Annotated in this window: 17 protein-coding genes and 1 riboswitch; of the genes, 7 read left to right on the plus strand and 10 right to left on the minus strand. The window is 71.0% G+C overall.

The genetic code is table 11. The annotated features are described in order from the left end of the window. Positions 1–26 precede the first annotated feature (26 nt). A complete protein-coding gene (locus CKCBHOJB_RS16745; RefSeq protein ID WP_281049801.1) occupies positions 27–1,334 on the minus strand; it encodes a tryptophan--tRNA ligase in 1,308 nt (435 codons plus the stop codon). 83 nt (positions 1,335–1,417) lie between these two features. Further along, the gene (locus CKCBHOJB_RS16750) at positions 1,418–1,834 is read right to left on the minus strand and encodes a hypothetical protein (RefSeq protein WP_281049802.1); all 417 of its coding nucleotides are present in this window, start codon (positions 1,832–1,834) and stop codon (positions 1,418–1,420) included. Positions 1,835–2,098: 264 nt separating this feature from the next. Here CKCBHOJB_RS16750 and CKCBHOJB_RS16755 point away from each other — a divergent pair, with 264 nt between their 5' ends. After that, a complete protein-coding gene (locus tag CKCBHOJB_RS16755; protein WP_281049803.1) occupies positions 2,099–3,187 on the plus strand; it encodes a lipopolysaccharide biosynthesis protein in 1,089 nt (362 codons plus the stop codon). A gap of 38 nt (positions 3,188–3,225) precedes the next feature. Here CKCBHOJB_RS16755 and CKCBHOJB_RS16760 read toward each other — a convergent pair whose 3' ends face one another. Next, on the minus strand, positions 3,226–4,386 hold the full coding sequence (locus CKCBHOJB_RS16760; RefSeq protein WP_281049804.1) for an MFS transporter: 1,161 nt from the start codon (positions 4,384–4,386) through the stop codon (positions 3,226–3,228). Between the two features lie 185 nt (positions 4,387–4,571). On the opposite strand from CKCBHOJB_RS16760, the gene CKCBHOJB_RS16765 reads away from it, so the two are divergent. The 4 genes from CKCBHOJB_RS16765 (at position 4,572) to CKCBHOJB_RS16780 (ending at position 8,212) form a co-directional block, all read left to right on the plus strand. Further along, positions 4,572–5,192, plus strand: a complete 621-nt coding sequence (locus CKCBHOJB_RS16765; RefSeq protein WP_281049805.1) for a DOMON-like domain-containing protein — start codon at positions 4,572–4,574, stop codon at positions 5,190–5,192. Between the two features lie 4 nt (positions 5,193–5,196). Continuing rightward, on the plus strand, positions 5,197–6,420 hold the full coding sequence (locus CKCBHOJB_RS16770; RefSeq protein WP_281049806.1) for a DUF1343 domain-containing protein: 1,224 nt from the start codon (positions 5,197–5,199) through the stop codon (positions 6,418–6,420). Between the two features lie 233 nt (positions 6,421–6,653). Then, on the plus strand, positions 6,654–7,136 hold the full coding sequence (locus CKCBHOJB_RS16775) for a glycine zipper domain-containing protein (RefSeq protein WP_281049807.1): 483 nt from the start codon (positions 6,654–6,656) through the stop codon (positions 7,134–7,136). 32 nt (positions 7,137–7,168) lie between these two features. Continuing rightward, complete coding sequence (locus CKCBHOJB_RS16780) at positions 7,169–8,212, plus strand: hypothetical protein (RefSeq protein WP_281049808.1); 1,044 nt, start codon at positions 7,169–7,171, stop codon at positions 8,210–8,212. Between the two features lie 34 nt (positions 8,213–8,246). Here the strand turns inward: CKCBHOJB_RS16780 and CKCBHOJB_RS16785 are convergent, their stop codons facing one another. Then, positions 8,247–11,900: a TIR domain-containing protein gene (locus CKCBHOJB_RS16785; RefSeq protein ID WP_281049809.1), complete on the minus strand. Its 3,654-nt coding sequence runs from the start codon at positions 11,898–11,900 to the stop codon at positions 8,247–8,249. A gap of 86 nt (positions 11,901–11,986) precedes the next feature. Then, positions 11,987–13,591 carry a SulP family inorganic anion transporter gene (locus CKCBHOJB_RS16790; RefSeq protein WP_281049810.1) on the minus strand — a complete coding sequence of 535 codons (1,605 nt, stop codon included), beginning with the start codon at positions 13,589–13,591 and terminating at the stop codon, positions 11,987–11,989. Positions 13,592–13,832: 241 nt separating this feature from the next. Here CKCBHOJB_RS16790 and CKCBHOJB_RS16795 point away from each other — a divergent pair, with 241 nt between their 5' ends. Further along, positions 13,833–14,777 (plus strand): ribose-phosphate pyrophosphokinase, encoded by a 945-nt coding sequence (locus tag CKCBHOJB_RS16795; RefSeq protein WP_281049811.1) that lies wholly within the window; start codon positions 13,833–13,835, stop codon positions 14,775–14,777. Between the two features lie 12 nt (positions 14,778–14,789). Here the strand turns inward: CKCBHOJB_RS16795 and CKCBHOJB_RS16800 are convergent, their stop codons facing one another. The 3 genes from CKCBHOJB_RS16800 to CKCBHOJB_RS16810 form a co-directional block, all read right to left on the minus strand. After that, complete coding sequence (locus CKCBHOJB_RS16800) at positions 14,790–15,701, minus strand: bestrophin family ion channel (RefSeq protein ID WP_281049812.1); 912 nt, start codon at positions 15,699–15,701, stop codon at positions 14,790–14,792. Positions 15,702–15,806: 105 nt separating this feature from the next. Beyond that, a complete protein-coding gene (locus CKCBHOJB_RS16805; RefSeq protein ID WP_281049813.1) occupies positions 15,807–16,280 on the minus strand; it encodes a phosphate-starvation-inducible PsiE family protein in 474 nt (157 codons plus the stop codon). Between the two features lie 74 nt (positions 16,281–16,354). Next, on the minus strand, positions 16,355–16,762 hold the full coding sequence (locus tag CKCBHOJB_RS16810) for a TerB family tellurite resistance protein (protein ID WP_281049814.1): 408 nt from the start codon (positions 16,760–16,762) through the stop codon (positions 16,355–16,357). Positions 16,763–16,943: 181 nt separating this feature from the next. On the opposite strand from CKCBHOJB_RS16810, the gene CKCBHOJB_RS16815 reads away from it, so the two are divergent. Next, entirely contained in the window at positions 16,944–17,837 is an 894-nt protein-coding gene (locus tag CKCBHOJB_RS16815; protein ID WP_281049815.1) for a LysR family transcriptional regulator, read from the plus strand. On the opposite strand, the gene CKCBHOJB_RS16820 is transcribed toward CKCBHOJB_RS16815, so the two are convergent. Together CKCBHOJB_RS16820 and metH are read right to left on the minus strand one after the other, a co-directional pair. Further along, positions 17,838–18,215 carry a thioredoxin family protein gene (locus CKCBHOJB_RS16820; protein ID WP_281049816.1) on the minus strand — a complete coding sequence of 126 codons (378 nt, stop codon included), beginning with the start codon at positions 18,213–18,215 and terminating at the stop codon, positions 17,838–17,840. A gap of 90 nt (positions 18,216–18,305) precedes the next feature. Then, positions 18,306–22,055 carry a methionine synthase gene (gene metH / locus CKCBHOJB_RS16825; RefSeq protein ID WP_281049817.1) on the minus strand — a complete coding sequence of 1,250 codons (3,750 nt, stop codon included), beginning with the start codon at positions 22,053–22,055 and terminating at the stop codon, positions 18,306–18,308. Positions 22,056–22,131: 76 nt separating this feature from the next. Further along, positions 22,132–22,206, minus strand: a riboswitch (S-adenosyl-L-homocysteine riboswitch). Between the last annotated feature and the right edge of the window lie 2 nt (positions 22,207–22,208).

The raw sequence follows: 22,208 nt of genomic DNA on the forward strand, positions 1-22,208 counted from the left end.
GACCGGGCAGCGGACTGCCCGCCTGCTCAGGCGGCGAACGCCGCCAGGGCCTCGGTGAGCTCGGCGGGGGTGACGTCCGCGGCCAGTGCGGCCACGTTCTGCCCATCGACCACGACGGCCGTGCCCTCGACCGCGAACGCGGCGCCCTGCTTGAGCGCCGCCACCACCGCGCCCGCCTCGCGCGGCGAGGCGAAGCCCGCGCCCTGCAGCAGCAGGCGGCCGTCGGCGTCGACCAGCTTGAAATGGAAGCGGCCGTCGGCCTCGCGGTACTGCTTGAACTGCGGCAGCGCCGCCTTCGCCTTCTCGGCCCTGGCCGCCTGCGGCACGCTGGCCAGGTTGCGCAGGCCGACCGCGTGGCGCAGCTCGGCGAGGAAGGGGGTGGCGATCGCGCGCGCCTTGGCCGCGCCTTCGTGCAGGTGCTTCTCGATGCGCGCCGGCTCGGCGATCAGCGCCTGGTAGTGCTCGCGCATCGGCGCCACCGCGGCCTCGACCTGCTCGAACAGGGCCTGCTTGGCCTCGCCCCAGGCGATACCCTCGTCGAAGGCGGTGCGCATGGCGCGCGTCTCCTCGGCGGTCGAGAACGCCTGGTAGAGCTGGAACAGCGCCGAGCCGTCGGCGTCCTTGGGCTCGCCCGGTGCCCTCGAGTCGGTGACGATCGAGAAGATCAGCTTCTTCAGCTCGGCGGTGGGCGCGAACAGCGGGATGGTGTTGTCGTAGCTCTTGCTCATCTTGCGGCCGTCCAGCCCGGGCAGGGTGGCGACCGATGCGTCGATGGCGGCCTCGGGGAGCACGAAATGCTCGCCGTAGAGGTGGTTGAAGCTGCCGGCGATGTCGCGCGCCATCTCGATGTGCTGGATCTGGTCGCGCCCGACCGGCACCGAATGCGCCTTGAACATCAGGATGTCGGCCGCCATCAGCACCGGGTACATGTACAGGCCCATGTTGACCCCGGCGTCCGGATCCACGCCCTCGGCGGTGTTCTTGTCCACCGCCGCCTTGTAGGCGTGGGCGCGGTTGAGCAGGCCCTTGCCGGCGACGCAGGTGATCAGCCAGGTGAGCTCGGGGATCTCGGGGATGTCGGACTGGCGGTAGAACCACACGCGGTCGGTGTCGAGCCCGGCGGCGAGCCAGGTGGCGGCGATCTCCAGCGTCGAGCGCTGCACGCGCAGCGGGTCGGTGGTCTTGATCAGCGCGTGGTAGTCGGCCAGGAAGTAGAAGCTCTCGACGCCGGGCTGGCGGCTGGCGGCGACCGCCGGACGGATGGCGCCGGCGTAGTTGCCGAGGTGGGGCGTGCCCGAGGTGGTGATCCCGGTGAGGACGCGCTGGACAGTCATGGATCGCTCCGGCTCAAACTGGACAAGGAGCGCGAGTTTAACGGCTTCGGCGCGTGCGGATAAGGCGGATCGCGTACGCGGACTCACTCCTGCCAGCGCAGCGCCAGTCGCGCGCCGCCGCCGGGACTCAGGTCGATCCAGTGCTCCTGCGTCTGCCCGGCGTAGGTCGCGGTGATGCGGTAACGCCCGGCCTCGGTCACGTCGAGCTGGCCGAGCGGACCGCAGGACGCCTCCACCCGGCGGTCGCCGAGCGGATCATCCACCCGCGTCGCCACGTCGGTGACGAACCCGCCCTCCATCGTCGAGAAGAACAGCGTCAGCGCATGCATCCCCACCTCCGCGCGCATGCGCTGCGACTCCTCCAGCCCGATGCCGCCGCATTCGAGGCGCAGCGCGGGCGCGGCCTCGCCCTGCTGCGCGAAGGCGGAGTCAGTGCCCGTAATCAGGGTTGCCGCGCAGGCCAGGAGCGCGAACATCCTTGTGCCAGAGTGCATCTTCATTGTTTTTCCTCCAGGAGTTACCCACATCGGGCGCTTTCATCATTGTACTGATGACCGGCAGTCGCACTAATTCGCGAATAAATCATCACTATCGCGAGCAACCTATTACCTTCGTCTAATTTATCAATCTGAAACTTAATGCAACAATTTGATATTTTCCGGACGAGCCAAGCGTCATGCAGCCCAATCAGTACCCCCCCCGCAAACACTGAAGACGAAATCGATCTGCGCCAACTCGTAACCGTACTCTGGCGACAGAAGGTATTGATCATCGCCATCGGCGTCCTCGGCGCGGCGATCGGTCTGGGCGCGAGCCTGTTCTCCACCAAACACGTGACCGAAGGCCTTTTCCTGACCCCCGGCGTGTCGGCAGCGAACTACAAGCGCTATGAGAACGTGTTCTCCAGCGGCGCCCGCCTGCAGCAGTTCCTCCAGACCACCGATCAGGCGACGACCCCCGAAGGCGGGCTGCTGTGGACGCTGGCCGATACTCAAGATGCCCTGCGTGATGCGCTCAAGCCCGAATTCGCCTTCACCGACCGCGACCAGAAGACATTCGGCGTCAAGCTCGACGACGACAATCCCAGCGCCATGATCGGCGTCCGCATCCAGCTTGCACACAAGGACCCAACGGGCGGCACCCCGGTCGCTCTGCTCGCCGAATACGTCCGCGACTCCATCATCCGGGTGAACATGGAAGCGACGATGCTCGCCCAGTGCACCGAGTACAGCACCCGTGAGCAAGAATTGCGCAACGCCCAGATCCAGAACGACTTCGCCATCAGGCAGGAAGAGGGGCGCCTTGCAAATCTGCGCGAGATCATCGCCCGCAATCCATCCGCAAGCACGATCGACAACCGCCAGATCGTCTCGCTCGAGAAGGGTACCGAGCGCTTCCTTTCCCCAGCAGCCCAGCTCGTCGCGTCGGAAATTCACATCGCTGACATGAAGCTCGCGGAAGCCCGCCGCAAGCGCGAGCGCATCGCCAGTGCGCTGAAGCGGGATTACTACTGCCAGGCGCAACAAGCGCTGCAGCAACCCACCACCGGTCGCGCGTTTCTCCGCTCGCTGGAGAACATCCAAACGGCCGCATTCCAGGATCATGACAGAACGCTCGATATCGTCGAGCAGACCTGGAACGAGATCGACGTGCAGCGTGAAAACTGGTCGAGCAACTACCTTTCGAGCATGCGCTTCGTGGCATCACCCGAGGGCGCCGAGGTCAAGGTGCGCAAGCCCGGTCTCGCCCTTGGTGTGGTCCTCGGCGGCATGCTGGGGGGCATGCTCGGCATGATGATCGCGCTCATCCGGGCTTGGTGGCGCAACGAGAGCGAAACAAACGCTGCGGCCTGAAATCGTCACTGCATGGGCGCTCGCCGCTGCAGGCGGACTCACGACGCCCGCAGCAGCGGCCGCAGCGCAATCAGCCCCAGCACCGGCCCGGGCAGCAGCACCCACGCCACGCGATCGCCGATCAGCGGCCACAGGCGGGTGGTGAGCTCGATCGAGGCCATGGTGATCGCGAAGCCGATCGCGTTCTGGAAGGCCAGGGCGCTGCCCACGCTCTCCGGCGCACAGGCGCGCGCGGACATGGCGGAGAAATGCGGCGAATCGGCCACCACGCTGGCGCCCCAGACCAGCATCAGCCCCGCCAGCAGCAGCGGGGGCCAGGCGCTGGCGAAGGGGTAGATCGCGCAGCACAGCGCGGACACCGCGAGCGCCAGCGCCGCCACCCGCGCACTGCCGATGCGGCGGCTGAGCAAGCCGCCGAGCACGCAGCCGGCGGCGCCGATACCGATCACCGCGAAGGCCGGGCCCGACGGCGGCCCCGCCTCGGTGCCGCGCGCCGCCGTCACCAGCAGCGGCACCAGCGTCCAGAAGGCGTACAGCTCCCACTGGTGGCCGAAGTAGCCGAAGGCCGAGGCACGGAAGCGCGGCTCGCGCAGGGCGTACAGGCCCTCGCCCAGGCGCAGCCGCGGTGCGCCCGGGCGGCGGGCGAGGTGCGGGCCGTCGCCGAGCGCGAAGATCATCCCCGCCGCCAGCAGCGCCAGCAGCGAGGACACCAGCAAGGTCGCCTGCCAGCCCCAGCCGGCATCGAGCGCGCGCACCCCGTGCGGCAGCGCGGTACCCAGGGTCAGCATGCCGACCAGCCAGGCGAGCGCCGCGCCCGCGTGCTGCGGCACCCAGCTCACCACCAGCTTCATGCCCAGCGGATAGACGCCGGCGAGCGCCAGGCCGACGGCGAAACGCCAGGCCAGGCCATCCGCCAGCCCCTGTGCGAGCAGCGCGAAGCCGGCGTTGGCCGCTGCGCCGAGGAGGGCGCACAGCGCGAAGATGCGGCTCGCCGCGAAGCGGTCGGCGAGGCCGCTGAGCGCGAAGCCGAGCGTGCCGAGGATGAAGCCGAGCTGCACCGCGATCGTCAGCCGCCCGATGTCGGCCGCATTGAGCGCCCACGCGCGCATCAGGTCGTCGCCCGCGCTGTTGGCGGAGAACCACAGCGAGGTGCCGAAGAGCTGGGCGATGACGATGACGGCAAGCGGGAAGGCGCGCATGGCGGCAGAGTGTGCGGCGCCGCGCGCCGCCGCTCAAGCCGGGAAATCCCTTGCCGGCCCGGGCGTTCTTGGGCGCGCCCGCCGAAGCGGCTAAGATTGCGCCTTTCCCGCGCGTTGCCGGACCGGCTTGACCGGCCGTGCGCGCTCCGACCGCCGATCATCGACCGCCTGCGCCCCCATCCATCGTGAGCCCGCCCCGCACCGAACGCCCCCGTGTCCCGACCATCACCGTCGGCCTGCGCCCCCACCCCACCAGCCCCGACGCCGGCGAACCCGGCGCCGGGCCGGTGGGCAGCCTGCTGGCGACGATGTTCGCGCTGCCGGAGGGCGGCGCGATGTTCGAGTTCCGCCTCGAGGACAGTCAGCTGGGCAAGCTCTCGATCCCCGCGCCGCAGCCGCCCGGCCCGGCCGACGGCCTGTGGCAGCACACCTGCTTCGAGGTCTTCCTCGGCGTACCCGGCGAGCCGCAGTACCGCGAATACAACTTCTCGCCCTCCGGGCAGTGGGCCGTCTATGCCTTCCGCGCCTGGCGCGAGCGCGACGAGGCGTTCTCTCCCGCCGTGGCGCCGGAAATCGCGTGCACGCAGGACGGCGAGACGCTGGTGCTGGAAGCCCACGTCCCGGCCGAACTGCTGCCGACGGTGCCCGCCGGCGCCGACCTGCAGGTGAGCCTGAGCGCGGTGATCGAGCGCAAGGACGGCCGGCTCGAGTACTGGGCGCTGCGCCACGCCGCCGCGCAGCCGGATTTCCACGCCCGCGACACCTTCGTGCTGACCCTGGCCACCGCGGCGCGCAAGGCGGGCTGAAGCCATGGCGCCGCCCGTCCGCTTCGGCCTCGACCGCCTGCTCGCCGATCCTGCGCTGCGCCGCCCGCTCGCCGGCCGCCGCGTCGCCCTGCTCGCCCACCCGGCCTCGGTCACCCGCGACCTGACGCACTCGCTCGACGCCCTCGCCGCCCTGCCCGACCTCACCCTATCGGCCGCCTTCGGCCCGCAGCACGGCCTGCGCGGCGACAAGCAGGACAACATGGTCGAGTCGCCCGACTACACCGACCCGCTGCTCGGCATCCCGGTGTTCAGCCTGTACGGCGAGGTGCGCCGCCCGAGCGCGGCGATGATGGACAGCTTCGACGTGCTGCTGGTCGACCTGCAGGACCTCGGCTGCCGCATCTACACCTTCATCACCACGCTGCGCTACGTGCTCGAGGAAGCGGCGAGGCACGGCAAGTCGGTGTGGGTGCTCGACCGCCCCAACCCCGCCGGCCGCCCGGTCGAAGGCACGCTGCTGCGCCCCGGCTGGGAGAGCTTCGTCGGCGCCGGCCCGCTGCCGATGCGCCACGGCCTGACCATGGGCGAGCTCGCCGCCTGGTTCGTCGCCACGCTGAAGCTCGACCTCGACTGGCGCGTGATCGAGATGGAAGGCTGGCAGCCCGACGCCGCGCCCGGCTACGGCTGGCCGCTGGGCGAGCGCAGCTGGGTCAACCCCAGCCCCAACGCCCCCAACCTGTGGATGGCGCGCGCCTACGCCGGCACCGTGATGCTCGAAGGCACGACGCTGTCGGAAGGCCGCGGCACCACCCGACCGCTGGAGCTCTTCGGCGCGCCCGACCTGGATGCGCGCGCGCTCGTCGCCGGGATGCGCGCCCTGGCGCCCGAGTGGCTCGCCGGCTGCGTGCTGCGCGAGTGCTGGTTCGAGCCGACCTTCCACAAGCACGCCGGCAAGCTGTGCAACGGCGTGCAGATCCACGTCGAGGACCCGACGCACTACGCGCACGCGGCCTTCCGCCCGTGGCGGGTGCAGGCGCTGGCCTTCAAGGCCATCCGGCGCCTGCAGCCCGACTACCCGCTGTGGCGCGACTTCGCCTACGAGTACGAGCACGAGCGCCTGGCGATCGACCTCATCAACGGCTCGCCGCTGCTGCGCGAATGGGTGGACGACCCGGCCGCGACGACCGCCGACCTCGACGCCCTGGCCTGCGCGGACGAGGCCGCCTGGCTGGAGACCCGCAGCCCCTTCCTGCGCTACCCGGGCTGAAAACCAACCACAGGCAGCGCTACTGGTGGTGGCCGTAGGAGCGGGCCTGCCCGCGAACCCTGCGGTCGCGCCCGTGCCGTTCACGGGCAAGCTTCCGCGCGCCACGCCGTGCCCGCCGGGCAAGGCGCGCAGGCTGGCCTAGAATGAATTCGACGCCCCCGTTTCGCCCTCGTCGCCACGACCACGGCCGATCGGGCAAGGCCCGCCGCTCCCGCTCGCCCGAGGTGACCGCCATGCGCAAGACACCCGCCGCACGAACCCTGGCCTCCGCCCTCGCCGCCGCACTCCTGCTGGTATCGACCGCGGGCTGCGAGAACATGCAGAAGCGCGACTGGGGAACCGCGATCGGCGGCATCCTCGGTGGCTTCGCCGGCTACAAGATCGGCAATGACAGCGCCGGCGGCGCGGCCATCGGCGCCCTGCTCGGCGGCGTGGTGGGACGCATGATCGGCCAGTACATGGACGACGCCGACAAGAAGCGGCTCGCCGAGACGATCGAGAGCGCGCCGCGCGGACAGACGGTGAGCTGGCACAACGACGACAGCGGGCGCGACTTCGCGGTGACGCCGACCTCGGAGTTCTACGCCGAAGCCGGCAAGGAGTGCCGCCGCTTCGACCAGGTCGTCTATGTGGACGGCCGGCGCGAAGTGATGGAAGGCGTCGCCTGCCGCACGCCGGGCGAGGAGGCCTTCGACTTCAGCGGCCAGTCGGCCTGAACGCGGGCGCCCGTGCGCGGCAGGAGTTCCCGATGAAACACACGATCGCACGCAACAGCCTGTGTCTCGTCCTTGTTGTCGCGCTGGGCGCGCAGCCGCTCGCGGTGAGCGCGCAGGGCATCGAGCAATCACCTGCACGGCTCGGCGCGACGCCGGCCACGACGACCACCCCCTCGCCGACCACCGACGGGCCGCCCTTGTCGACGAACGACGCCGCCAGCCGCGACTACGGCGATGGGATCCCTCCGACCGAGGGCGATCGCGGTGGCGGCAGGAACTGGGTGATTCCGGCGATCATCGTCGGCGCCGCGGCGCTGTTCGCGATCGGCAAGGCGCTCGCGGAAGAGAAGACCGAGCAGCGCGACGACGGCGAGGCCACCCGCGCACTGCTGCGCGACGGCCCGCAACTCGCCCCGCAGTTCAACGGCAGCGCCTTCGGCGTGCGCGGCCTGGTGCGCGGCGGCTGGCCGGTGGTGGTCGATTACGCCCAGCACCGCCCCGGACGGGTGCTGCTGCGGATCGCGATCCCGGGCGCCGACACCGTCACCTACCGGCTCGACAAGTTCGGCCTCGGCCGCCACCTGCTGCGTTTCGAGCTGCCGCCCTTCCTCGGCGACCGCCTGCAGCCGGCGGTGATCGCGCTCACCGCGGCCGACCTCGACACCGGCCGCGAGACGATCGACGGCTTCAGCGTGCATGGCCTCGGCATCGGCCCGCGCGCGGTCGGCTCGGTGGCGGTCGACCGCCTCGAGTTCGATCCCGGCCTGATGCGCCCCGCGCGCGGCGAGACCGCCGGCTACGCCTTCCATTCGCGCTCCGATTTCGACCACGCCGCGGTCGAGTTCATGCAGGTGACGCAGAGCCCGGACGGGGTGCGCAAGCGCTACGTCAGGGGCCAGCGCATCGGCCCGGTGCAGCACGACCACCGCATCGAGAGCGGGCCCACGCAGCGCTGGGACGGCCGCGACGACGACGCCCGGCTCTCCGCCGGCAGTCACCAGCTCCAGGTTCGGGTCTGGGACGAGGGCGGCGACTGGGTCGGCGCCTGGTCTGAGTCGCTCGTGCTGGTGCAGTGAAGCACACGGCCCCGGAAGTTCAGGTGGGCGCGCGTCAATGCGCGCAGCCGGTTGCCGCGCGTTGCGCAGCGAGCATGAGCGCGCACCACTCGGCGCGCGGGAGCGCACGGATCGCGCCCTGCGCGTCCATCGCGGTCGCGTTGCCGAGCGCGAGCCAGGTCGCCACGTCGACGGTTGCGGTCTGCGGCAGCGGCCAGTGCCAGCGCCGCGCCTGGCCCTGCGCCTGCTGGCCGGCGGCAGCGAACAGATCGCCCTCGATCACGCCCTGTGCGGGATAGAGCACGTCCGAGCGCAGCAGCGCGCTGAGCGGCCGCCCGCCGGCGGCGTCCCACAGGCGCACGCCGCTGCCGCCCCACAGCACGACGCGATCGCCGTCGAGCAGGGCGCCGCCGCGCACCGCCTCGTCGAGCGCGAGCGGCGGCGACAGGCGCGCCCCCGGCCCGAGGCGGCGGGCCAGCGGTCCGCCCGCCAGCAGGACCTGCTCGCCGCGGGCGTGCAGCAGCTGGTAGTCGTGCAGGCCGAGCTCGTCCAGCCTCGCCTTCAGGGCGGCGTCCGGCGGCTGCGCGCGCGGCAGGGCCGCCATCCCGCCCGGCGCCGCCGGCGCGGTCAGTTCGAGCGCCGGCTGGCGCCGCCACAGGCGCAGGCTGCCGTCGTCCGCCCAGGTGAGAATGGTGCCGCCGGTATCGTCGAAGGCCGCACCGGTCACGCGCCCGGGATGGCGCAGCGGCAGGCTCAGGGGTGTCAGCGTGCCCGCGTCCCACAGCCTCGCACCCGCCGCGCGGCTCCAGGCCAGCACGCGGTTCCCCTCGGCATCGGCGACGGCCATCACCGGCGCCTCCTCGCGATGGTGACGTCCGCGCGCAGCCTGCGTGCCGGACTCCAGGTCCCACACCGCCAGCCGGCCATCCGCGCCGGCGGTGAGCAGGCGCCGCGCGCCCGGCAGCAGCAGCACCCGCGACAGGCTGCCCTCGCCGTCGAGCGGATGATCGAAGCGCGGCGTGCCATCGTCGGCCTGCCACACCCGCAGCCGACCGCGGCCGGCGCTCCACGACACCGCCACGCCGGCTCCGGCGTCGACGCGCACGCCGTCGATGGTCTCGGGCGAATGCCAGCGCGCCGTCACCCGGCCCGCGACGATGTCGTGGCGGATCAGCGCGCTGTCGCAGAAGCTGAGCGCGCTGCGGCCGTCGGCGGCGAGCTCCACGCCGCGCGGCGCGCAGCCGGTCTCCCAGTCCACCGTCGCACCCGCCGCGTCCACATGCCAGAAGCGGCCGGCGGCGTTCCAGGCGAGCAGCCCGCCGCGCTCGACGAAGGCGGCGCCGGCAAGCGCCTGGCCGCCAAGCACCGGGCCGGCGGGCGCACCCTCGGGCAGCGACCAGCGGCGCAGGCCATCGTCGCCCCAGCCGACCAGCCAGCGGCCGTCGCGGTCGGCGGCGATGCGCGCCACCCCGCCCTGCGCCAGCGCACGCGGCGGCTCCTCCCCGCCCCACAGCCACACACCGCCAGCGGCGTCGCGCGTGGTCACCCGGCCGTCGGCGAGGACGAGGCCGTCGGCCACCGCATCCGGATGCTCGAAAGCCGCGCGCTGGCGGCCGTCGCCGAGCGCGTGCACCCACGCCGCGCGGCCGCGCCAGGCCAGCACCACGGGCGCCGCCGCCCCCGGCCGCACACCGTCCGGCGTGCCCGGCAGGGTGATCTCGCCGGCCAGCTCGAGCCCGCCGGCGAGCATGGCGATCGCAATCAGCGCGTTGTCGCGCTCGGCACCGCCACCGCCCAGATCGGCCGCACGCGCCAGGTAATGGGCGGCACGCAGCGCATCGTCCGCGGCGTCGCGCGCCGACAGCGCACCACTCCAGTAGCTGTCTACGCGCTGTCGAGCGGTCTCGCGTTGCTGCTGCCAGAAACCGGCGCCGAGCGCGACGGACGCCAGCAGCAACGCGACCAGCCCGCCGCGCGCACCCAGCCGCCGCAGGCGCGCCCGCCGCGCCGCCGCCGCGCTGGCGTCGATCCAGGCGCGCAGGGGCTCGCCCAGCTCCTGCGCACGCTCGCCCTGCCAGCGCCGCGCCTCCGCGAGCGGACCGCCGTGCAGCAGCAGGCCGACGTCATCCGGTGCGCACTGCCAGGCCTCGGCGGCGGCCAGCGCATGCTGGCGCCAGAGCAGGAACACGCGGTCCTCGTCCAGCCAGCGGCGCAGCAGGTCCCAGGCGCGGAACAGGGCCTCGTGCGCCACCTCCAGCGTGCGCGCCCCACCCTCCTCCTGGCCGGACACCAGCAGGCGGGCGGCGACCAGAGCCTCGAGCAGCGGATGCGCGGCCGCGGGCAGATCCTCCCAGCGCGCCGCGCGCCGGGTGTAGCCGCCCTCGGGCTCGACCCGCACCAGCTGGCGGAAGGCGCTGCGCAACGCGGCGAGCGCATCGGGCGCCGGCGCGAGTGCGGCGAGCACCGCCGCGGCCTCGTCGCGGATCGCCCCCTCCAGGCCGCCGAAGCGCTCGCGGTACTCGTCGAGGGTGATGCGGCGATCGTCGCCGAAGTCGCGCCACAGCCGGTTCAGGGTGAAGGCCAGCAGCGGCAGCGCGTCGGGACTGCCGGTGTCGTGCGCGAGGGCCTCGACCAGGCCCTCCTCCAGCTCGAGTCCGGCGACGCGTGCCGGGCCGGTGATGATCTCGGCGAAATGGCTGGCGTTCATCGGTGCCAGCGCCTGCTGGCGGAAGGGCAGCGCAGCCCAGGCCGGCAGCGTCTGCAGGGCGCCGAGGTAGTCCGCGCGCAGCGTCGCCAGGCAGTAGAGCTCGCCCGATTCGGGCGCGAGCGCCGCGCGCAGCGCCTGCACGAAGCGCACCGCCGCCTCGGGCGTGCTGGTGGTCACGAGCTCCTCGAGCTGGTCGACCACCAGCAGCACCGCCGGCCGCCCGGGCTCGGCCGCGAAGGCCGAGGCGAACGCCCTGCCCAGCGCGGCGGGCTCCACGGCGGACGCGGGCTGGCCGGGCGGCAGCAGGCGGGCGAGCTCCTCGTCGGGCCGGTGCAGGGGCCGCATCGGACCGAGCACCCGCCATTCCGCCATGCGCGCGATGCGCGGCAGCACGCCTGCGCGCACCAGCGAGGACTTGCCGCTGCCCGAGGCGCCGACCACCACCAGCAGGCGATCGCCGCCGTAGCGGCGCATCTGCGCCAGGGTGTCGAGGCAGCGGCGCTGCTCCTGGTCGCGGCCGAAGTACACCGCGGCGTCGGCGGCCTGGAAGGGCGCGAGGCCGGGATAGGGCGCGCGCCCGCTGTCCCAGGAGAAGCTGTCGGCGGGATCCAGCCCGGCGGCCTGCAGGCCGCGCCACAGGCGGGCATAGCCGTCCTCGGCATCGATGCGCACATCGACGACCTGGGTGTCGAGCAGCAGCGGCCGCAGCGCGCATTCGCCGATCAGCACCGGGAACAGGCGCTTGCCGAGCGCACGCGCATGGGTGATCTCGGCGAAGCACCAGTCCGAGGCCATCGAGTGCGCGCTGCACAGCACCACCACGCCGCTGCAGCCGCGCAGGCGGGCGTAGATCTCGCGCTCCCAGTCGCGCCCGGCGGGAATGCCGTCGGCGGGATCGAAGTCGAGGAACAGCGACTGGTAGCCCCGGGCGCGCAGGCGCGCAGCCATGTCCTCGGCCGCCTGCCGGTCGCGACTGCTGTGGCTGATGAAGATCCCCGACACCGCTGCCCTCCCGCTCACCCGCCGCCCGGGTCACAGCGCCCATCCGCGCGCGGTCGCATACGCAGGTGGGCGCCCCTCCTGTCGTTCTAGCGCGCCGGAGCCACCAGCGCACGGGCTTCGGCCAGCGCCGTCTCCAGGTCGTCGCGCAGGATCGCCGCCGGCAGGTGCGGCGCGCGCAGGCGCAGCAGCTGCGCGTGGATGGCCGGCGGCACCACGACCAGGGCGGCGATGGCCTGCGCCTTCAGGCGCTCGATCATCTCCTCGAGCGCGAACTGCGCCGACAGGTCCATGAACGGCACCCGGCTGCAGTCGAACACCGCCACCCGGGTACCGATCACCTGGTCCACGCGGTCGAGGAGCTGGCTCGCCGAACCGAAGAAGAAGGCGCCGTCGATCTCGATGACGCGGATGCCGCTTTCCAGGTCGGCCTCCAGGCGTGCGTCGGCAAGCGCCGCTTCATGAGGCAGCGGGCGCACGCGGAAGCTCGCCTGGCGGGCGAGGCGATGGATGATCAGCATCATCGACAGCACCACCCCGGCGCCCACCGCGACGATCAGGTCCACCAGCACGGTGAGCACGAACACCGCCGCCATCACCGCGACGTCCGCGCGCGGCGCGGTGTGCACCAGGCGCAGCATTCTGTAGTCGAGGATGTCGACGCCGACCTTGATCAGGATGCCGGCCAGCACCGCGAGCGGGATGCGCTCGGCGAACGGCCCCAGCCCGAGCAGCAGCGCGAGCAGGAACAGCGCATGGACCACGCCCGAGGTCCGTCCCTTGCCGCCGGACTTGATGTTGATCACCGTGCGCATGGTCGCACCCGCCCCCGGCAGCCCGCCGACGAAGGCGCACAGCAGGTTGCCGACGCCCTGCCCGATCAGCTCGCGATTGGAATGGTGGCGGGTGCGGGTGATGGAGTCGGCGACCAGCGAGGTCAGCAGGCTGTCGATGCTGCCGAGCAGGCCGAGGGTGATGCCGAGCAGCAGCACGGTGGTCCAGGTCTCGAGCGTGAACACGGGCAGCACCACCTCCGGCAGGCCGCGCGGGATGTCGCCGATCACCGGCACCGACAGCCCGGCCGCGGTGGCGAGCGCGGTCATCGCCACCAGCGCCACCAGCGGCGCCGGCACGATGCGGCTCACCGCCATCGGCGTGCGGAACACGATCACCAGGGTCAGGAAACCGATCAGCAGCGCCTCGCCATTGACCTGCGCCAGCACGGCGGGCAGCCCGAGCACCGCGGCCAGCGGCGAGGGCAGGGACGGCGCACCGAGCAGCGGCGCGCTCTGCAGCAGCACGATGATGACCCCGATACCGCTCATGAAGCCCGACACCACCGGGTAGGGGATGAAGCGCACCAGCCCGCCGGCACGCACCAGGCCGAGCCCGATCTGCACCAGCCCGCCGACCAGCACCGCGGCCATCGCCACCGCGAGATTCCCGCCCACCACCGCGAGCGCCGAGGCGAACACCACGGTCATCGGCCCGGTCGGCCCGGAGATCTGCATGCGCGTGCCGCCGAGCAGCGCGGCGACGAAGCCGAGCACGATGGCGCCATAGAGGCCGGCCGCCGCCCCGGCCCCGGAGGCCACGCCGAAGGCGAGCGCGAGCGGCAGGGCGACGACCCCGGCGGTCAGCCCGCCGAAGAAATCCCCCCGCAAACGACCGAGTGTCGAACCATGCCCGTCCATGAGGCGCCTCGAATCGAAAGGCTCGTCCGGGCGGTTCGGACGGGTTCACGATGGCTGTCCCCGGGCCGCCTTGTTTTGGGCAACGATGTGGCAAAAAACGGCGCGCCGCAAGCCCCCGGACCCGCCCGGCCGTGACGTCTTCCCGTAGCATTGCGTCTGCGTCCGGCGCATGCCGCCGCCCCGCCCCACATCGGCAGCACCGCCCGCACGCGGGTCAATCCACCACAGGAGTCTTCGACCGATGATCAAGCACGGCCTCCAGATCTTCGCCTGCAACGCCAGCCGCGATCTCGCCTGCGACATCAGCCAGCGCCTGGGCATGCGCCCGGGACAGCTCGAGATCTCGCGCTTTTCCAACGACAACCTGCGCGTGCAGGTGCAGGAGAACGTGCGCGAGCGCGACGTCTTCGTGCTGCAGTCCTTCACCGAGCCGGTGAGCGAGCACATCATGGAGCTGCTGATCACCCTCGACGCCCTGCGCAGCGCCTCGGCGCAGCGCATCACCGCGGTGATCCCCTACTACTCCTACGCGCGCTCGGACAAGAAGGACGCGCCACGGATCTCGATCACCGGGCGCCTGATCGCCGACCTGCTGCACACCGCCGGCGCCGACCGAGTGCTGACCATGGACCTGCATGCCGACCAGGTGCACGGCTTCTTCAGCGTGCCGGTGGACCACCTGACCGCCGTGTCCCTGATCGCGGACCACTTCCGCAACCAGTACGACCTGTCGAACATGGTCGCGGTGGCGACCGACGCCGGCGGCGCCAAGCGCACCGGGCGCTTCTCGGAGAAGCTCGGCATCCCGATGGCGATCATCGACAAGCGCCGGGTGTCGGACACGGCGGTGAAGCAGGGCCAGGTGGTGGGCGACGTCGTCGGGCGCGACGTGGTGATCTTCGAGGACGAGATCGCCACCGGCGGCACGCTGGTGGCGTCGATCGCCACGCTGAGGGCCGCCGGCGCGAAGAGCGTGCATGCCGCGGCGACCCACGGCGTGCTGTGCGGCCCGGCGATCGAGCGCCTGCGCGAGGCGGCGATCGACTCGATCGTGGTCACCAATACCGTGAACGTGCCCGCCGAAAAGCGCATCGACAAGCTCACCGTGCTCAACGTCGCGCCGCTGTTCGCCGCCGCGATCGAGCGCATCCACAGCGGCCAGAGCGTGGGCGCGCTGTTCGAGTGAGGGGGCGACTGCTCAGGTGAGCACGAACTCCGCGTCCGGCTGCGGCGCGGGCGGCGCCACCTCGCCGAGCAGTTCGCGCAGGCTGGCGTCGATGGCGGAGACGATGGCGTCGAGCGCGAGGTCGTTCGTCATCGTGCCGAAGGGCTCCTCGATCTCGTCGCTGAGGGCTTCGAGCGCGAAGAAGGTGTAGGACACGAAGCCGACCACCAGCGGCGTCATCCAGCCCGTCGTATCCACCAGCCCGAAGGGCAGCAGCATGCAGTAAGCGTACGAGCTGCGATGCAGGATCACCGTGTAGGTGAAGGGCAGCGGCGTGTTGGCAATGCGCTCGCAACCGCCCAGGGCGGCCGAGAGCTCGTCAACCGAGCGCTCCATGTGCTGGGACAGGATCGGCGACAGCTGGCCCGCCTCGCGCACGCCGCGCAACCATTGTCCGAGCCACAGCAGCACCAGCGCGGGTGCGAAACGCACGGTCCGCACGCGCGCGAGCACCTCGTCGGGGAGCAGGCCGTCGAGCCCTTCGTCCCGCGGGCGGCCGCGCAGCTGGTTGCGCATCGTGGTCGCGAACGCGATCAGGCCGAGCACGAAGGGACGCACATCGACCCCGTCGGCGGTCAGCGTCAGCGCATGGCGCGCGAGGTTGCGCGCTTCGACCAGCACCACCCCCCAGAACTTGCGCGCCTCCCAGTAGCGGTCGTAGCTCGCGTTGATGCGAAAACCGAGGAAGATCGCCAGCGCCACGCCCATCAGCGAGAACGGTGCCGAGGTCAGCGTGACCTTGATGTGGAAGAGCTGACCGTGGGCCAGCACCACGGCACACGACAGCAGCAGCACGAAGATCTGCTGCGGCAGGATGCGCGGCAGCAGGGAGCCGCGGCGGACGAAGAGCAGGTGAATCCAGTGCGGACGGGGACGGACGATCACGACGGGCGGGCGCGGGCAGAGGCGGGAAGGCGTGGATTCTGACAGCTTCCGCGCGTCGGCGAAGCGATTTCCGCAGCCGGCCGCGGCCGTGCGCCGCGGCTCCACTCACTCGCCCGGTCGCGCCGACACCAGCCAGTAGGTCACGCCGAGCGCGAGCACGATCACCCCGATCGCGAACAGGTACGTCGGCTCCAGCGTGCCGAGGTCGAGCACGATCACCTTGCGCGCGATCGCCATCAGCGCGGTGGCGATCACGAGCTTGACGTGGATGACGTCGTCGCGCAGGTAGAGCGTGATGTTGACGAAGATCTCGATCGCGATCAGCACCGCCAGGAAGGCGGCGAAGACGACGAAGATGTCGTTCAGGTCGAGCAGCAGGAAGGGCGGATCGGACAGCTTCTCGTACAGCACGAGGACGACGTCGGCCACCGTCCACAGGATCACCGCCACCATCAGCACCGCGAGCACGCGGATCGCCTGGCGGATGATCCAGTGCAGGCGGTCGATCAGCGGGTCGTCGACGCGCTCGCCGAGGTGGTTGTCGTGTTCCGGCGGGCGCGCGATCTTCGTGATGTCCATGTCGTACTCCCGGGTTCCGCATCAATCTGCACATCTTGCGGCGCCGGGGCGGTGGCCCGGCGCCGCGATCGCAGTCAGTTCAGACTGCTCGACGCGACACGTGCGCCCCACTTCTCCAGCGCCCGCGCCAGCACCTCGACCTCGGCGGTGGTCTCCACGCCGTCCGCGCTGACGATGTCCTGCATCGTGCGCAGCAGGGCGCGCCGCAGCGCCGGGTCGGCGATGTCCTCGAGCAGCAGGTCGAGCACCTCGTCGGCCACCTTCAGGCGCATGCCGTCGAGGTAGTGCGCGCTCACCATCAGGTCCTCGCAGTATTCGCGCAGGATGCGTTCGAACTCCGTGCTGCCGATGCCCAGGCGACGGGCGAGGTCGGCGTCCATGAGCGCCTCGATCTCGTTGCGGTCGAGCCCGCCGTCGGCGAGCGCGGTGAGGGCGAGCAGGCGGGTGGCGGCGTGGCGGCTGTCGGTTTCGTAGTGGCGCATGGTGCTGTCTCCTTGTCGTGTCGGGATCGCTGCAGGGCCCGGATCGGCCGGATGGGCGGATCTCGGTGGCGCTGCAGACGCCTGCAGACGCCTGCAGACTAAAGGACAAGCAAACGCTTAAAAAGTCGACTATTCGTAGTCATATAATCGATTTTTTCGACGGAACACCGGAGCGAGAATCGTGGCCGAACTCAATTTCAAGCACCTGCGCTACTTCTGGACGGTGGCGCGGGTGGGGACGATCGCCGAGGCCGGCCGGGTGCTGGATCTGGCACCGCATTCGATCAGCGCCCAGCTCGCGACCTTCGAGGCCGCGCTCGGCGTCAGCCTGTTCCGCCGCGCCGGGCGGCGGCTGAAGCTGACCGAGGCGGGCGAGCGCATCCTCGGCCATGCGGAGGAGATCTTCGCGCTCGGCGACCAGATCGTGGATGTGGTGCGCGACGACGCGCTGCGCCGCAGCCTGCCGTTCCGCATCGGCTTTCCCGACTCGATGCCGAAGTCGGTCGTGCACCGGCTGATCGAGCCTGCCCTGCACGTGGAACGCCCGGGCCGCCTGGTGTGCCGCGAGGCGCCGCTGGTCGAGCTGCTCGCCGAACTGGCGGTGCACCGGCTCGACCTGGTGATCGCCGACCGCCCGATCCCGCCCGAAGTCAGCGTGCGCGGCTACAGCACGCTGCTCGGCGAGGGCACGCTGACGGTGTTCGCGGCGCCGGCGCTGGCCGCGCGGCTGAAGGGGGACTTTCCCGCGACGCTGCACGGCGCGCCCTTCCTGCTGCCGGGCGAGGACGTCGCGCATCGCGGCGCGCTGCTGCAGTGGTTCGAGACGCGGCGGGTGCAGCCCTCGATCGTCGCCGAGCTCGACGACAGCGCGCTGATGAAGGCCTTCGGCCAGGGCGGCGCGGGCGCCTTCGCGGCGCCGACCATGATCGCCGACCACGTCTGCCGCCAGTACGGCGTCGAGGCGGTCGGCGAGATCGCCGAAGTGAACAACCAGGTCTATGCGATCACGACCGAGCGCCGGCTGGCGCATCCTGCAATGCAGGTGATCCGCGACCAGGCCGGGAAGATGGGCTGATCAGGCCTGCTGCTCGCCCGCCTGCTGGGCGGCGATCTCGGCGCGCACCTGGTCCATGTCCAGCCCGCGCACGCCTTCGATCACCTGGTTCAGCGCGTTGGCCGGCAGCGCACCCGATTCGCGGAACACCATGACGCCCTCGCGGATCACCGCTATGGTCGGGATGGAGCGGATCTGGAAGGCGGCGGCGAGGTCCTGCTGCGCCTCGGTGTCCACCTTGCCGAAGGCGATGTCCGGATTGGCATCGGCGGCCGCCTCGTAGACCGGCGCGAAGTTGCGGCAGGGACCGCACCACGCCGCCCAGAAGTCGAGGAAGACGATCGGGTGGGTGCCCAGGACTTCGTTGAAGTTGTCGGCGGTGATTTCGAGGGTGGGCATGCCCGGCTCCGGAAAATGAAAATATTAGCGAGCGCCGATCATACGCCGGCGCCCGCCTCAGGTCACCCGAGGACGGGCAGGAAGGATCGCTTACAGCAGCGGCGCCAGCCAGCGCGCGGCCGCGTCCACTTCCATCCCGGTGCGGCGCGCCCAGTCCTCGAGCTGGTCGCGGCCGATCTTCGGGATCGCGAAGTAGTGGCTCTCGGGGTGGGCGAAGTAGAAGCCGCTCACCGCCGCGGCCGGGGTCATCGCGTAGCTCTCGGTGAGCTCCATGCCGATGCGTTCGCGCGCGCCGAGCAGCTCGAACAGCGGCCCCTTCACCGTGTGGTCCGGGCAGGCCGGATAGCCGGGCGCCGGACGGATGCCGCGGTACTGCTCGGCGATCAGCGCCTCGTTGTCGAGCGTCTCGTCGGCGGCATAGCCCCAGCACTCGCGGCGCACGCGCTCGTGCAGCCACTCGGCGCAGGCCTCGGCGAGACGGTCGGCAAGGCTCTTGAGCATGATCGCGTGGTAGTCGTCGTGCGCGGCCTCGAACTCGGCGAGCTTGGCCTCGATGCCGAGGCCGGCGGTGACCGCGAAGGCGCCGACCCAGTCGGGCACACCGGTTTCCTTGGGCGCGACGAAGTCCGCCAGGCACCAGTGCGGCTTGCCCGCCGGGCGCTCGTGCTGCTGGCGCAGGCCGTGCCACACCATGGCGAGGTGCTTGCGGTCCTCGCCGGTGTAGATCTCGATGTCGTCACCCACCGCGTTGGCCGCGAACAGGCCGAACACCGCCTTCGCCTGCAGCCATTCCTCGGCGACGATCTTCTCCAGCATCGCCTTGCCGTCGGCGAACACGTTGCGCGCGGTCTCGCCCACCACCTCGTCGTCGAGGATGGCGGGGAAGCGGCCGGCGAGGTCCCAGGTCTGGAAGAAGGGGCCCCAGTCGATGTAGTCGACCAGCTCGCCGAGCTCGACGTCGATCGCCTGCACGCCGAGCATGTTGGGGCGCGGCGGCTGGTAGGGAGCGTAGCCGGCCTGATGGGCGGTGCTGCAGGCGGCCACGCGCTCGGCGGTCCAGTCGGTACGGAAGGCGTTGGCGCGCGCGGCATCCACGCTCACCAGCTGCACGCCTTTCTTGTTGGCGTGCAGCGCGCGGATCTTCTCGTAGTCGGCGGCGACCTCGGCCTTGAAGGCCTCGCTCTGGCCTTCGGACAGCAGCGCGGTGACCACGCCCACCGCGCGCGAGGCGTCGGGCACGTAGACCACCGGCTGGTCGTAGTGCGGCGCGATCTTGATCGCGGTGTGGTTGCGGCTGGTGGTGGCGCCGCCGATCAGCAGCGGCACGCTGAAGCCCTGGCGCTTCATCTCCGCGGCGACGTGGGCCATCTCCTCCAGCGAAGGCGTGATCAGGCCGGACAGGCCGATCGCCTGCGCGCCGTGCTCCTTGGCCGCCTCGAGGATCTTCGCCGCCGGCACCATCACGCCGAGGTCGATGACCTCGTAGCCGTTGCAGCCCAGCACCACGCCGACGATGTTCTTGCCGATGTCGTGCACGTCGCCCTTGACCGTGGCGACCACGATGCGGCCCTTGCTGCTGGCGCCGGTGCGCAGCTTCTCGGCCTCGATGTAGGGGATCAGGTGGGCCACCGCCTGCTTCATCACGCGCGCCGACTTCACCACCTGGGGCAGGAACATCTTGCCCGCGCCGAAGAGGTCGCCGACCACGTTCATGCCCGCCATCAGCGGACCTTCGATGACCGCAAGCGGCGGCTTGCCCTCGGCCTCGAGCCTGGCGCGCACTTCCTCGGTGTCGGCGACGACGAACTCGGTGATGCCCTTCACCAGCGCATGCGACAGGCGCTCCTCGACCGGCCACTCGCGCCAGGCCAGGTCCTGCGCCGACTCCTTGGCCTGCCCCTTCACCGTCTGCGCCATCTCGACCAGGGCCTCGCCGGCGCCAGGGCGGCGGTTCATCACCACGTCCTCGACCTTGTCGCGCAGCGCCGGATCGAGCTCGTCATAGACGCCGAGCTGGCCGGCGTTGACGATGCCCATCGACAGCCCGGCCTTGATCGCGTGGTACAGGAACACGGTGTGGATCGCCTCGCGCACCGGGTCGTTGCCGCGGAAGCTGAAGCTCACGTTCGACACCCCGCCCGAGGTCTTGGCGTACGGCAGGTTCTCCTTGATCCAGGCCACGGCGTTGATGAAGTCGACCGCGTAGTTGTCGTGCTCCTCGATGCCGGTGGCGATGGCGAAGATGTTGGGGTCGAAGATGATGTCTTCGGGCGGGAAGCCGGCGCCGCCCTCGGCGACGGGCTTCACCAGCAGCTTGTAGGCGCGCTCGCAGATCTCCGTCTTGCGGCGGAAGGTGTCGGCCTGGCCCTGCTCGTCGAAGGCCATCACGATCACCGCCGCGCCGTAGCGGCGCGCCAGCCGCGCCTGGCGCAGGAACTCGGCCTCGCCCTCCTTCATCGAGATCGAGTTGACCACGCCCTTGCCCTGGATGCACTTGAGGCCGGTCTCGATTACCGACCACTTCGACGAGTCGAGCATGATCGGCACGCGCGAGATGTCGGGCTCGGAGGCGATGAGCTTGCAGAAGCGCTCCATGGCGGCGATCGAGTCGAGCATCGCCTCGTCCATGTTGATGTCGATGACCTGGGCGCCGTTCTCCACCTGCTGGCGCGCCACCGCGAGCGCGTCGTCGAAGCGGCCCTCGAGGATCATGCGCGCGAAGGCCTTGGAGCCGGTGACGTTGGTGCGCTCGCCGACGTTCACGAACAGCGCGTCGCTGCCGACGTTGAAGGGCTCGAGGCCGGACAGGCGCAGCTTCTTGTCGATGACCGGCACGGCGCGCGGGGCGAGGCCGGCGACGACCTCGGCGATCGCCGCGATGTGCGCCGGCGTGGTGCCGCAGCAGCCGCCGACGATGTTCACCAGCCCGCTCTGCGCCCATTCGCGGATCTGGCCGGCCAGGTGCTCGGGCGTCTCGTCGTAGCCGGTGGGCGACAGCGGGTTGGGCAGGCCGGCGTTGGGGTGGGCCGACACATGGGTGTCGCAGACGCTGGAGAGCTCCTCGACGTACTGGCGCAGCTGGTCGGCACCGAGCGCGCAGTTGAGGCCGAAGCTGATCGGCTGCGCGTGGCTGAGCGAGTTCCAGAACGCCTCCGCGGTCTGGCCCGACAGCGTGCGGCCGGAGGCGTCGGTGATCGTGCCCGAGATCATCACCGGCCAGCGCCTGCCAAGGTCGTCGAACAGCTTCTCGATCGCGAACACCGCGGCCTTGGCGTTCAGCGTGTCGAAGATGGTCTCGATCAGCAGCAGGTCGGCACCGCCCTCGAGCAGGCCCTTGGCCGAGTCGTAGTAGTCGTCGACCAGCGCATCGAAGCTGATGTTGCGATAGCCGGGGTCGTTCACGTCCGGCGAGATCGACAAGGTGCGCGAGGTCGGCCCCAGCACGCCGGCGCAGTAGCGCGGCTTGGCGGGATTCCGGGCGGTGTATTCGTCGCACAGCTGGCGCACCAGGCGCGCGCCCTCGACGTTCAGCTCGTAGGCCACGGATTCGAGCCCGTACTCCGCCTGCGACACGCGGGTGGCGTTGAAGGTGTTGGTCTCGACGAGGTCGGCGCCGGCCTCGAGGTAGGCACGATGGATGCCGGCGACGACCTCGGGACGGGTCAGCACCAGCAGGTCGTTGTTGCCCTTGAGGTCCTTGGGGTGATCGAGGAAACGCGCGCCGCGGTAGTCCGCCTCGCCCAGCTTTTCCTGCTGGATCATCGTGCCCATCGCGCCGTCCAGGATCAGGATGCGCTCGGCGAGAAGCTGGCGGAGTTCGGTGCTGCGGTCGGCTTGCATGGCTGTGTCCTCGGTCGTTCGACGGTCGCCGGGCAACGCCACGCACAAATGCGAACGGCGCCACAAACCGGCTGAAGGTTTGTGAGCGCCGTTGATCGGTTGCCGAGCCTGGCCCGCACAGGATCGGTGGGTCGCAGCGCTCCTCGGCAAGGG

It is taken from the genome of Thauera sp. GDN1 (genome assembly GCF_029223545.1).
GTDB lineage: Bacteria > Pseudomonadota > Gammaproteobacteria > Burkholderiales > Rhodocyclaceae > Thauera.

Bases quoted from the DNA above. Each gene is read 5' to 3' on its own strand.
- CKCBHOJB_RS16745 (WP_281049801.1), bottom strand. From the start codon at position 1,334: ATGACTGTCCAGCGCGTCCTCACCGGGATCACCACCTCGGGCACGCCC.
- CKCBHOJB_RS16750 (WP_281049802.1), bottom strand. From the start codon at position 1,834: ATGAAGATGCACTCTGGCACAAGGATGTTCGCGCTCCTGGCCTGCGCG.
- CKCBHOJB_RS16760 (WP_281049804.1), bottom strand. From the start codon at position 4,386: ATGCGCGCCTTCCCGCTTGCCGTCATCGTCATCGCCCAGCTCTTCGGC.
- CKCBHOJB_RS16770 (WP_281049806.1), top strand. From the start codon at position 5,197: ATGGCGCCGCCCGTCCGCTTCGGCCTCGACCGCCTGCTCGCCGATCCT.
- CKCBHOJB_RS16775 (WP_281049807.1), top strand. From the start codon at position 6,654: ATGCGCAAGACACCCGCCGCACGAACCCTGGCCTCCGCCCTCGCCGCC.
- CKCBHOJB_RS16780 (WP_281049808.1), top strand. From the start codon at position 7,169: ATGAAACACACGATCGCACGCAACAGCCTGTGTCTCGTCCTTGTTGTC.
- CKCBHOJB_RS16790 (WP_281049810.1), bottom strand. From the start codon at position 13,591: ATGGACGGGCATGGTTCGACACTCGGTCGTTTGCGGGGGGATTTCTTC.
- CKCBHOJB_RS16795 (WP_281049811.1), top strand. From the start codon at position 13,833: ATGATCAAGCACGGCCTCCAGATCTTCGCCTGCAACGCCAGCCGCGAT.
- CKCBHOJB_RS16805 (WP_281049813.1), bottom strand. From the start codon at position 16,280: ATGGACATCACGAAGATCGCGCGCCCGCCGGAACACGACAACCACCTC.
- CKCBHOJB_RS16810 (WP_281049814.1), bottom strand. From the start codon at position 16,762: ATGCGCCACTACGAAACCGACAGCCGCCACGCCGCCACCCGCCTGCTC.
- CKCBHOJB_RS16820 (WP_281049816.1), bottom strand. From the start codon at position 18,215: ATGCCCACCCTCGAAATCACCGCCGACAACTTCAACGAAGTCCTGGGC.
- metH (WP_281049817.1), bottom strand. From the start codon at position 22,055: ATGCAAGCCGACCGCAGCACCGAACTCCGCCAGCTTCTCGCCGAGCGC.